10 protein-coding genes are annotated in these 11,680 nt (G+C 32.3%); 7 read left to right on the top strand and 3 right to left on the bottom strand.

All coding sequences use genetic code 11. The features are described 5' to 3' along the window. Positions 1-133 precede the first annotated feature (133 nt). The 6 genes from LGK97_RS19100 (at position 134) to rpsA (ending at position 7,612) form a co-directional block, all read left to right on the top strand. Positions 134-1,252 carry a BMP family ABC transporter substrate-binding protein gene (locus tag LGK97_RS19100; protein ID WP_226261832.1) on the top strand — a complete coding sequence of 373 codons (1,119 nt, stop codon included), beginning with the start codon at positions 134-136 and terminating at the stop codon, positions 1,250-1,252. Positions 1,253-1,388: 136 nt separating this feature from the next. Beyond that, the gene (locus tag LGK97_RS19105; RefSeq protein WP_226261848.1) at positions 1,389-2,909 is read left to right on the top strand and encodes an ABC transporter ATP-binding protein; all 1,521 of its coding nucleotides are present in this window, start codon (positions 1,389-1,391) and stop codon (positions 2,907-2,909) included. Next, the gene (locus LGK97_RS19110; protein WP_226261834.1) at positions 2,910-4,061 is read left to right on the top strand and encodes an ABC transporter permease; all 1,152 of its coding nucleotides are present in this window, start codon (positions 2,910-2,912) and stop codon (positions 4,059-4,061) included. Beyond that, positions 4,054-4,992, top strand: coding sequence for an ABC transporter permease (locus LGK97_RS19115; RefSeq protein WP_226261836.1), 939 nt, complete (start codon positions 4,054-4,056; stop codon positions 4,990-4,992). The genes LGK97_RS19110 and LGK97_RS19115 overlap by 8 nt, the downstream gene beginning before the upstream one ends. 199 nt (positions 4,993-5,191) lie before the next feature. Next, positions 5,192-6,181 carry a cobalt-precorrin 5A hydrolase gene (gene cbiG / locus LGK97_RS19120; protein ID WP_226261838.1) on the top strand — a complete coding sequence of 330 codons (990 nt, stop codon included), beginning with the start codon at positions 5,192-5,194 and terminating at the stop codon, positions 6,179-6,181. A 240-nt stretch (positions 6,182-6,421) separates the two neighbouring features. Then, positions 6,422-7,612, top strand: a complete 1,191-nt coding sequence (rpsA, locus tag LGK97_RS19125) for a 30S ribosomal protein S1 (protein WP_226261840.1) — start codon at positions 6,422-6,424, stop codon at positions 7,610-7,612. A gap of 142 nt (positions 7,613-7,754) precedes the next feature. Here rpsA and LGK97_RS19130 read toward each other — a convergent pair whose 3' ends face one another. Genes LGK97_RS19130 through LGK97_RS19140 form a run of 3 tightly spaced genes read right to left on the bottom strand, consistent with a single transcriptional unit; the run spans position 7,755 to position 10,056 of the window. Beyond that, positions 7,755-8,537 carry a nitroreductase family protein gene (locus LGK97_RS19130; protein ID WP_226261842.1) on the bottom strand — a complete coding sequence of 261 codons (783 nt, stop codon included), beginning with the start codon at positions 8,535-8,537 and terminating at the stop codon, positions 7,755-7,757. A 52-nt stretch (positions 8,538-8,589) separates the two neighbouring features. Beyond that, positions 8,590-9,387, bottom strand: a complete 798-nt coding sequence (locus LGK97_RS19135) for a metal ABC transporter permease (RefSeq protein ID WP_226261844.1) — start codon at positions 9,385-9,387, stop codon at positions 8,590-8,592. Between the two features lie 9 nt (positions 9,388-9,396). Then, a complete protein-coding gene (locus LGK97_RS19140) occupies positions 9,397-10,056 on the bottom strand; it encodes a metal ABC transporter ATP-binding protein (protein WP_226261846.1) in 660 nt (219 codons plus the stop codon). Positions 10,057-11,252: 1,196 nt separating this feature from the next. On the opposite strand from LGK97_RS19140, the gene LGK97_RS19145 reads away from it, so the two are divergent. Next, positions 11,253-11,680 (top strand): hypothetical protein (locus tag LGK97_RS19145; RefSeq protein WP_413228456.1); only part of this gene is annotated, 428 nt, incomplete at its 3' end.

An 11,680-nucleotide genomic window follows, 5' to 3' on the forward strand; every position in this document is an offset into this window, starting at 1 on the left:
TTCTAGAGACTTGTCAAGTGTTTTATGCAAAAAAAGTGGGGGAAACAACAAAAATCAATGAAATTAAAAATGAGTAATCACAGGGGCTAAGGAGTTTCCGTGAACGCTCATTTTAAATGAGGGGGAATTAATAATGAATAAGAAATTAGGAAGTTTAATCGTAGCATTTACATTAATTATGTCTTTAGTTCTAACGGGATGTAGTAGCACTCCAAAAACAGAAACTCCAAAAGCTGAGACACCTGCTTCTGAAAAGAAACCTTTATCTATAGGGTTTATATATGTAGGACCTGTAGGAGATGAAGGTTGGACTTACTCTCATGATGTGTCAAGAAAAGAATTAGAAACACAGCTAGGTGTAAAAACTATGCTTAGAGAATCAGTAAAAGAAGATTTAGCAGAAGTAGAAAAAGTATGCGAAGACATGATTAACCAAGGAGCCAGCGTTATTATAGGAACGAGTTTTGGATTTATGGACGGAATGGAAGCATCAGCATTAAAACATCCTGATGTTAAATATCTACACGCATCTGGATACAAGACTGCACCAAATATGTCAAACTATTTTGGTCGTATGTATCAAGCTAGATATCTTTCAGGTATAGTTGCTGGTATGAAGACTAAAACTAATACTATAGGATATGTAGGAGCATTCCCAATTCCAGAAGTGGTTAGAGGAATAAATGCGTATACTTTAGGGGTACAATCTGTTAATCCTAAAGCAATAGTAAAAGTAAGATGGACTAATACTTGGTATGACCCCGCTACAGAAAAAGAAGCAGGAAAAGCATTAATCGCTGAAGGTGCAGACGTACTTGCACAACATCAAGATACAGCAGGTCCGCTTCAAGCTGCTGAAGAAGCAGGAATATTTGCAACTGGTTACAATACAAACATGGAAGCTAAGGCACCTAAAGCATATATGACATCACCAATTTGGGATTGGACACCATACTATGTTTCACAAATAAAAGCTATCCAAGATGGTACTTGGAAATCAGGAAGCTATTGGGAAGGCTTAGATGCTGGAATTGTTAAACTTGCACCACTAACAGCTAATGCGCCAGAAGGAGCACAAGCGGCTGTAGATAAAGCAACAGCAGCAATTTTATCAGGAGAAAACAAGATATTTGTGGGACCATTAATGGACCAAGATGGAAAAGTTAAAGTTGAAAAAGGTATCGTGATGACAGATCCAGAAATGCTACAATTTGATTGGTTTGTAAAAGGTGTAGAAGGTAAAATAAAATAGCACTTCGTAGGAATTACATTTAAATAGTAGGCATAAAAGTATTAAATATAGTAAGTATGAAATTTCATACTTACTATATTATTAAGTTTTATGATTTGATCATAAGACTAAAAAATATGAAGGGTAGGAATTGAGTATGGATAAAATCCCTTATGTATCTATAGAGAACATCAGTAAAACCTTCGGAAAAGTTATTGCGAATAGAAATATGAATTTAACTGTATATGGAGGGGAAATCCATGCACTACTAGGTGAAAATGGAGCAGGTAAAAGTACGCTAATGAATATGTTATCAGGAGTATACACTCCAGATTGTGGCACTATTTCTATCCACGGAAAAGATATGCATTTTACATCTCCAAAGGATGCTATAAAAGCTGGAGTTGGAATGATATATCAACATTTTAAATTAGTAGAGGAAATGACAGCAAAGCAAAACATATTGCTAGGACAAAGTAGTGGCTTATTTTTTAATGACAAATTAGAAGTGAAAAAGATAAATGATATATGTGAAAAGTTTCAATTAGAAGTGAATATAAATAAATACGTTTGCGATATGGCAGTAGGGGAGAGGCAAAATCTTGAAATACTTAAGGTGCTTTATAGAGGCGCTGACATTTTAGTGCTAGATGAGCCTACAACAGTGTTTACAGATAGTGAAATTAAAAAGTTATTTAAAATAATGCTGAAAATGAAAGAGCAAGGTTGCGCAATCATATTTATTAGTCATAAGATGGATGAAGTTATGGAAATATGCGATAAAATTACTGTACTGCGAAAAGGTGAAGCTGTGAAAACAGTGGAAAAAGAAAAGACCACTCCAAAACTTTTAACTGAACTTATGATGGGACGAAAGGCAGATTTATCTATAAATAGGGTAGATAGAGAGGCAGGAGAAGTAGTTTTAGAAGTAAAGGATCTGAGAGTTTTAAATGCTGAAAGAGCAGAAGTAATTAAAAACATTAGTTTTTATTTAAGACAAGGTGAGGTTCTTGGTATAGCTGGAATAGCTGGTAGTGGACAAAAAGAATTATGTGAAGCTATTGCAGGAATTGAGAAGGTAGCAGGTGGTGCCATAGTACTTGATGGGGAAAATCTAGTAGGAAAGTCACCTAGAGATATTATTAATAAGGGAATAAGCATGAGCTTTATACCAGAGGATAGACTGGGAATGGGATTAGTTGCCTCAATGGGTATGGTAGATAACCTTTTGCTAAAGGATTATCATAAACAAAAGGGAATGTTTATAGATAGAAAGCCAGTTATTGAAAAAGCAAAAAAAATGGTAGAGCAATTTGAAATTAAGACACCAGATATATATCACCCTATAAAATATTTATCAGGTGGAAATATTCAAAAGATATTAGTTGGAAGAGAACTCAGTATGTATCCTAGGATTCTTATTATGGCATATGCCGTTAGAGGCCTAGATATTAATACCTGTCATACAATTTATGATCTTATAAGCAAAGAAAAACAAAAGGGAACAGCTATATTATTCATTGGAGAAGAGCTAGATGTATTAATGCATTTATGCGATAAAATTATGGTGCTTTGCCACGGAGAAGTTACAGGAATTGTTGATGCAAAGGTTGCCACAAGAGAAGAAATTGGAATGATGATGGTGGGAAAATCGGTAGATAGGGGGGCAATATAGATGCGATTTGTTAAAAGAGCAGAAATTAGCAAGACTGACAGTTTTAAAATAAGAGCTATTGCAATCCTCCTATCACTTTTAGTCCTAGCTATATTTTTGCTGGTAATTAAACTCAATCCAATAGAAGTGTATGCTGCAATCATAAAAGGCAGTTTTGGGACAGAGTATACTATAAAGCAAACACTTATTAAGGCAATACCTCTAATTATAGCTTCACTTGGTATTTCTATAGCTTTCAAAATGCAATTTTGGAATATCGGTGGAGAAGGACAAATATTAATGGGTGCCCTTTTTGCTAGTTATTTTGCTTTGAAATTCCCACAGATGCCTCAAATTCCTTTATTATTAATAATGTTTTGTGCAGGGATTTTAGGTGGTGGATTATGGGCACTAATTGCAGCTTCTCTTAAGGGGAAGTGGAAAACCAATGAAACCATTGTAACCTTAATGCTAAACTATATTGCTATGAAAATTATTACCTATCTTCAATATGGACCTTGGAAAGATAAAAATGCAATGGGTTTTCCAAAGATACCTAGTTTCTCTCCAAATGCAACACTTCCACAGTTTTTTGGTATACACATGGGGTGGGTAATTGCTGTTATACTTGTTATTTTAGTGTACATTTTTATGAAATATACTAAAAAAGGTTATGAAGTTTCAGTGCTTGGGGAAAGTGAAAAGACTGCTATATACTCCGGCATAAAAGTTAAAAACACCATGTATGTAGCCATATTTTTAAGTGGGGCATTATGTGGAATTGCAGGGGTAATTCAAGCTTCCGCAGTTAGTAGAACATTAACGCTTCAAGTTGCAGGTGGATCTGGATTTACAGCTATAATTATAGCTTGGCTTTCGGCACTTAGTGCACCTGTTATAGTAATAGTTTCTATATTGTTTGCAGCACTACTAGAGGGAGCGTCATTTATTCAAACGGCTTTTGGAATACCGGAGGCAGCGGCGCAATTAATACAAGCAGTTATACTACTTTTCGTATTGGGTAGCGAATTCTTCACTAAATATAAAATTAGTTTTAAGGAGCAATGTTATGTAAGTGAAATTGCAGTTCCACAGTGTGATATTACTGAAATTAATATAAAGCAAGTTAAACAAGATGAAAGCAACATAAAGGAGGAGAATAAAAATGGATAGTATAATATCATTTTTTGCAGCTGCTGTTGTAGCTGGTACACCTCTGCTTTTTGCTACATTAGGTGAAATATTAACTGAAAAGGTAGGGAATCTTAATCTTGGAGTAGAAGGCATGATGCTTATAGGTTCTGTAATTGGATTTATGGCAGGTCTTAATACAGGAGATCCTGTAATAGCAATGGTATCAGCAGCAATTGCTGGAGCTTTTGGAGCTTTAATTTATGCATTTTTAACCATAAGTCTTAGAGCTAATCAAGTTGTATGTGGTCTTACACTGACAATATTCGGAACTGGATTTTCAAGTATGGTAGGCAAAAACTTGATCGGACAAGTAACTCCAGATAAAGTTAAAGCATTTTTCGTACCTGTAAGAGTTCCATTATTGGGTGACATACCATTTCTAGGGGATATATTTTTTAATCATGACAAGTTCGTGTATCTTGGATATATTGTAACAGTTCTTTTATTTTTATATTTATACAAAACTACAAAGGGATTAAACACCATGGCAGTTGGTGAAAATCCAGCAGCAGCAGATGCAGCTAGTATAAATGTTAATTTATATAAATATGTTAACACTCTAGTTGGTGGAGCTCTTTGCGGGCTTGGAGGAGCATATTTATCACTTGTTTATGTGCCAGCTTGGCAGGAAAACGTAACAGCTGGTAGAGGGTGGATAGCAGTTGCCTTAGTAATTTTTGCAACTTGGAGACCGCATAGAGCAATTATGGGAGCCTACCTTTTTGGAGGACTTGATATAATAGGCTTTAGGCTACAAGGCATACCAAATTTCCCAATATCTCAATACCTTATATCCTTGATACCTTATGTAGCAACAATAATTATTCTTGTTATAGTATCTATGAAAAAATCTAGTAAAAATTCACCACCAGCAGGACTTGGAAATCCTTATTTTAGAGAAGAAAGATAAAAGTGGGTGGGGACGGTTCATTACTATTAGGTAAACTGCTGGGGTAAAAAAGCGGGGACGGTTCATGACTATTAACAAATTAAATTTGCGGGGGCTTGTCCCGTAAATTTAATTTGTTGAATTAGTCATGAACCGTCCCCAACAATTTGATGTATAATTAAAATATGATATTTTAATACGGAACGGGAACGGTGATAATATGAAATATGCAGTTATTACATTTACAGATCAAGGTGATAAAATAGCGGAGGTTTTAGCTTCAAAATATAATGTGGATTTATATTCAAAGAAAAAGCAAAGTGACTTTAATTTTAAGGAAGTTAGTAGAAAAGTAATGGAAAACTACTCCGCTATAATATTTATAAGTTCTACAGGTATTGCTGTTAGAGCTATAGCTCCATATATAAAAAGCAAGGATGTGGACCCAGCAGTAATAGTTATAGATAATTCATGTAATTACGTTATAAGTCTTTTAAGTGGTCACTTAGGTGGGGCAAATCAGCTTACATTAGATATTAGCAAGTTTCTTCACGCAGAGCCTATCATAACTACGGCTACTGATAATTTGGGTATTGAGGCTCCTGATATCATTGCAAAAAATAATGACCTTATTATTGAAGATTTAAAAAAGGCAAAAGATATATCAGCTCTTTTGGTAGAAGGAAAAAAGGTTGGCTTTCTCGATGAAAAGGGAATAATTCAAACACCTGCTGGATATAATAGTAATTTAGATGGTATTTGTGGGTTGCTATACATTTCCAGTAGCGAGAATGTTAATAAACAGTTGCATGGACATGATGTACCTACATTAAGATTAATAAGAAAAGATATAGTGCTTGGAATAGGTTGTAGAAAGGATTTTTCTACAGAAAAAATGAGGAATACAGTATTAAGGGTGCTTAGAGAAAACAACATAGATTATAGGGCTGTAAAATCAATAGCAACAGTAGAGGTTAAAAAAGATGAGGTTGCAATAAAGGATTTGGCTGAGTATTTTAAGTGTGAATTTGAAATATTTACAATAGAGAATATAAGAGTAGTACAGCATAAATTTGAAGGCAGCGATTTTGTAGAGAAAACTATTGGAGTAAGGGCTGTTAGTGAGCCTTGCATAGAGCTTAGTGGAGCAAAAATTATAAGTGGCAAGATGAAATTAGACGGTATGACCTTATGCATAGGTCAACTATAAAGATAAAAGCAATTTTATCTTTATTCTATGAAAAGTAGAAAAAAAGCAGGACTTAGAGGAACATTTATAGAATACTTACATTATACTACGTACTTATGGTAAAATATAATTTCATAGTAAATTTATAAAGATTAAATATGATTATTGGTTGAGACGGTGAAATGTTTATTAAATACTAAAGTATTAATTTGATAAATGAATAATAATTTTACGAAAAGTTTATAAAAGGGGTGTATTTATATGACAACAGACAACATAACAACAGAAAATATAGAAGAGGTTTCTATGAATGATGCAATGGGAACTATTGAGAAATCTATGGAGTACATTAATAGTGGAGATATTGTACGTGGAACTGTAATTTCTGTAAATGAAAATGAGGTCCTTGTTAACATAGGATTCATTACAGATGGAGTTATACCAAAAGAAGAAATATCAAATGAAAACGAGGTAAATCCTACAGATGTTGTAAAGGTTAATGATGAAATATTTGTATATGTAATGAAAGTTAATGATGGAGAAGGAAATGTGCTTTTATCTAAAAAAAGAGCAGATAACGTAAGAGTATGGGATGAATTCCAAAAGATTATTGATGAGGATAAAACTTTAGAGATAACAATTAACGAAATAGTAAAAGGCGGAGCTACAGCTTACGTTCATGGGGTTAGAACATTTATACCTGCGTCACAATTATCTAATGCTTATGTAGAGAATCTACAAGATTTTAAAGGTAAAACTCTAGAAGTTAAAATAATTGAGTTAGATAAAGAAAACAAAAAAGTAGTTTTATCTAGAAAAGTTATAGAAAAAGAAACAAATGATTTAAGAGCAAATGCAGTTTGGAATGAACTTAAAAAAGGTGAGAAAAGAAAAGGTATTGTAACAAGACTAGCTAAATTTGGTGCTTTTGTAGATTTAGGTGGAGTTGATGGTCTTATTCACATTTCAGATTTATCATGGAAAAGAGTTTCAGATCCATCAGAGATAGTGTCAGCTGGAGATGAAGTAGAGGTTTATGTTTTAGACTTTGATAAAGCTAAGGGAAGAATATCCTTAGGACTTAAAGAAGCAGCAGGAGACCCTTGGAATAACATATCAGCTCTATATCACACAAATGATGTGGTAGAGGGAACTGTAGTGAGATTAATGGATTTTGGAGCTTTTGTAAAGCTTTCATCAGGCATAGAAGGATTAGTTCATTTATCGGAAATATCAGAGGATAGAATAGCAAAGGTTTCTGATGTGTTAACAGTTGGAGACGTTGTAAAAGTAAAAATTGGTGAAATAAATGAAACAGGCAAAAGAATTAGCCTAAGCATTAAAGAAGCATCAAATACAGGTTATGCAGAACTTGCAAAGTATAATGAAAAAGAAGAAGGTTTAACTTTAGGAGATTTACTAAAAGATAAATTTAAAGATTATAAATTTTAGGATAAGTAATACACTACTAAGGAATAAGAATCCTTACTTTGCATAAATAAAGGTATGATGAAAAGAACTTTTAAGGGTTATAATTAAAATAATAAATTAAAAAAACTATGAAAAGCAGTATAAGTGCTTTTCATAGTTTTATTTAATTACTCTTATTTAAGGTTGCACTAATAATATAAAGAGCGTCTGGTACTTGAAGATGAGAAGCTTGGTTTAGTTCCACCGCGAATCCTAGCTCAATTGCTGAATGATACAAATGACTAAGACCTATGCCTATATCTATATGGTTCATTTCTTTAAGAAGTTTTTTGGTTAAAAAACTTCTGTTTTCTAAATATAAATCAAATTTATTCTTTTCTATTATTAACTTCCAAGGTTGAGAATTAACTGCAGATGGAGCAGCTATAAACGCTTGTACTATAGGGTCATATTGATTCTCATAAGTACCGGAAATTACTTTGCTTTTGTCTAATCTTTTTCTATTTTTAACAGGTTGTACTGAAGCTTCAGGATACCCAAAAGCCACTAAAATAATATAACTTTGATTACCCTGAACATTAACAATGTTATTAAATTCCTCTTCTTTAATTGCAGCACCTACCCAGCAAGTTCCTATTCCTAGCTCTGTTAGCTTAAGAACAATTTCTTCGCCAATGAATCCTATATTCTCCAAATGGCCTTCCGTAGTTTCGGAAGTAAAGGCTAAATAATGAGGAGCTTTAACTTGAGTATATTTTCCTACGATACCCTTTGAGGTATTCCTAATTTTTTCACCGTTTTCAATTAAAAATACCTCCATAGGTATATCGGGGTGTAAAGGTTTAGCCTCATGTATTATAGTTTTAACCTTTTGCAAATCACCTGAAGTCAAACTTTCAGTCTTATAATTTCTTACGGATTTTCTTGAATTTATAGCTTCTATCATGAAAAATACCTCCAATTATTTTTTAGGGTATGAAATAATATATGGCTTAGCTTTATGCTTTTGACAATACTCTTTTGCTAGCGATTACAACAATTAAGACAAACACAGAAGTCAGAGCAATTGTTCCTCCAGGAGCGCAGTTTATAAAGTAAGATATAACAAGGCCTAGAATTATGTCTATAAATCCAAATAATATGGAACAAATTAAAGTATGCTTAAATCCCTTATTCATCTGAAGTGCAGTGGCTACAGGCAAGGCTATCATAGAGGACATAACAAGTATTCCAAGTATTCTTAGAGAAACTGAAATAGTAGCACCTACTAATAGTGCAAAAACATAGTTAATTACTTTAACTTTTACACCAGAAACTTTAGCTCCTTCTTCATCAAAGGTAATATATAGTAATTCATTATATAAGAAATATATAGTTACTATGGAAATTATACTAAGTACAAGCATTATGTATAAATCACTTTTGGTAACAGTAAGTATGCTTCCAAATAGATAAGAGTTAACATTAGCACCTGCTTTTCCCGTGCTGACTAAAGTTATTCCGATACCTACACTAAAAGTAAGTAAAATTACAAGAATCAATTCTGCATATTTTTTATAATAATCTCTTAAAAATTCAATGGATAAGCCACATAGGGCTGTAAAAATAAAAGCACAAAGTATAGGATTGTACCCAAGGATTAAGCCAATAGCTACTCCAGCAAAGGAGGCGTGAGATAAAGTATCTCCCATCATGGAATATCTTTTGAGTACTAGGAAAACCCCTACAATTGGGAATAAGATAGAAATTAAAATTGATGCCATTAAAGCATTTTGCATAAAACCGTATTGGAACATAAGGGAATGTTACCCCCTTTCTTCTTTTAATTTATTTTTATAAGCATCAATAGTATAAAGTATTCCATTTCCACTACTCATTTCGAAAATATCAGTTGAATTATCTAGTGCAGCTTTCAAATTATGTTCTACAGAAATAACTGTAATACCTAGATTTTGATTTAGTCCTTTAATAATAGAATAAACGTCACCCATGCTTTGAAGATCAACACCAGTAGATGGCTCATCTAAAATCAATAGCTCAGGGTCACCAATTAAACTTCTAGCAATAAAGATTTTTTGCTGCTGACCTCCTGAAAGATTTCCAATGAGAGTATGCATATGGTCTTCCATACCTACAGCCTTTAAACACTTTAAAATTAAGTTTTTATCTTTAAGTTTTAATACTCGCCTGTGACAGTTTAGCATCTCAAAAACTGTTATAGGAAACTGAGAATTAAAGTTTTCAACTTTTTGCGCAACGTAGGCTATCTTAGAAGTAGATATACTAATTTCGCCATTATTAGGTTTTAATAAACCTAATATTAATTTAACTAAAGTACTTTTAGCACTACCATTCTCACCGAGTATTGAAACATAACTGCCTCTTTCAAATTTAAGGTTAACATTATCTAACAGGTAGGGCTTTGAATTTGTGTATGTAAAACATAAATTATTTATGATGATCATTTGAAACCTCCTAAAGTACTGACAATACCAAAGATTATTATACACCCAAATGCGAATAATTTGCAATAACTCTGTTACTAGTATTGCCAAAAAATTATATAAACAACTATCATAAAAGATTGTATAATTGGTAAAACTATATAGGTAAATACTATATTTTATAACATAAAGTTATACAAGTGTAATAAGAAAGGCAGTGTTATTATGAATAAATATGAAAGAGCAGCTCATATGATCACAGGAGTTGTAAAGGATAATCAGGGAGAGATTACAGCCTACGAATTTGAAAATGGAGCAACTCGTTAGTTGTATAAAATATATACGAATGTACACAAACATGTACAAACGGAATATTTTATTCGAATAAAGCTCCCTACATTCGTAAAGAGTGTAGAGTGCGTTTGTATAAACGCCAAAACTCCTTTAATTGCTGGAAGTCCCTAAAGACTAATTAACCACAACGTAGATATGAAACAAAATCAAGCGTGATGGTGACGAAAGTAGAAAAAATAATTAGTATGGTGCAAGGTTAAATCCTAAACACCAAACAACTTTGTAAAAGTTGTAATAATGGGTAATCAGCAGCTAAGACTCAAATAGAGTAAAGTTCAACGACTAGAGAGAAATCTCGTACCTGCAAGTGTGGGGAAATGGGGAGAATCCTATTATGGCTATTATGCAATAGTTCCTATTGTGCAATAGAGAAATAGGATTGTGATATAGTCTGTGCTTATATGAAAGTATAAGAAGTTCATAAGAGAACTGCATAGAGTTAACGAATCTATGTGAACACTCTAAAAATAATGTATAAATGTAAACTAGATAATTTAGACAACCGTATTTTAAAGTTTTATAACAATCAACTATTTTTCTAAATCTTTAGCAATTAAATTATAAACGTAATTACTTACAGAAGGTCGCTCTCTATCAGCTTTTAATTTTAGGTTTTATGTATCACTCTTAGGATAGTAGTTTTAATATATATGTTTCAATAATATTTGTTCAATTACTTTACGTTTTGAACAAACATTTATCAGTAATTTGAATGTAGTTTTAAAGTTGAAACATATATACTTATATTATTTTTGATTGTAACCATCATTTATATAACCTCAATAAAATATTTTATATCATGAAAAAAGCATCTATAAAATAGGTGGATTTTGATAATAATAAAATATAAAGAGGTGAAGATAATGGATACTATAATAAAAACTGTTAAACAATATTCGCATGAATTAGATGAAGAGACTTTAAAAGAATTAAAATTCATAGCAAACAAATATAAGAATGTTAAAAACTATGTTTATTCAAGATTTAGTGGAATCAATAGTATTCCATTACTAGGTAAGGAAAGACAGATAAGAGATGAATGGGTAAAAACTAAATTTGCGGAGAAATGGAAGTTGCCTGCTAGGTACTGGAAGTTAGCTTTAAGTGAAGCTATGGGAAATATAAAATCTCAATGGTCTAATATTAAAAGAAGAATTAGAGAACAAATTAAAGTAAATGGTAATTTATCAAATGAAGATAAGCATTATATTAATTACATTTTAAAGTTTGATAATTATTATTATAAAGTATTAACTAATCAAATTTTCAATATTCCTAAGATATTTCAAGA

It is taken from the genome of Clostridium sp. CS001, assembly GCF_020443565.1.
GTDB lineage: Bacteria > Bacillota > Clostridia > Clostridiales > Clostridiaceae > Clostridium_AD.

Excerpts from the sequence above, each read along its gene's own strand:
- LGK97_RS19100 (WP_226261832.1), top strand. The coding sequence starts at position 134 with ATGAATAAGAAATTAGGAAGTTTAATCGTAGCATTTACATTAATTATG.
- LGK97_RS19105 (WP_226261848.1), top strand. The coding sequence starts at position 1,389 with ATGGATAAAATCCCTTATGTATCTATAGAGAACATCAGTAAAACCTTC.
- LGK97_RS19110 (WP_226261834.1), top strand. The coding sequence starts at position 2,910 with ATGCGATTTGTTAAAAGAGCAGAAATTAGCAAGACTGACAGTTTTAAA.
- LGK97_RS19115 (WP_226261836.1), top strand. The coding sequence starts at position 4,054 with ATGGATAGTATAATATCATTTTTTGCAGCTGCTGTTGTAGCTGGTACA.
- cbiG (WP_226261838.1), top strand. The coding sequence starts at position 5,192 with ATGAAATATGCAGTTATTACATTTACAGATCAAGGTGATAAAATAGCG.
- rpsA (WP_226261840.1), top strand. The coding sequence starts at position 6,422 with ATGACAACAGACAACATAACAACAGAAAATATAGAAGAGGTTTCTATG.
- LGK97_RS19130 (WP_226261842.1), bottom strand. The coding sequence starts at position 8,537 with ATGATAGAAGCTATAAATTCAAGAAAATCCGTAAGAAATTATAAGACT.
- LGK97_RS19135 (WP_226261844.1), bottom strand. The coding sequence starts at position 9,387 with ATGTTCCAATACGGTTTTATGCAAAATGCTTTAATGGCATCAATTTTA.
- LGK97_RS19140 (WP_226261846.1), bottom strand. The coding sequence starts at position 10,056 with ATGATCATCATAAATAATTTATGTTTTACATACACAAATTCAAAGCCC.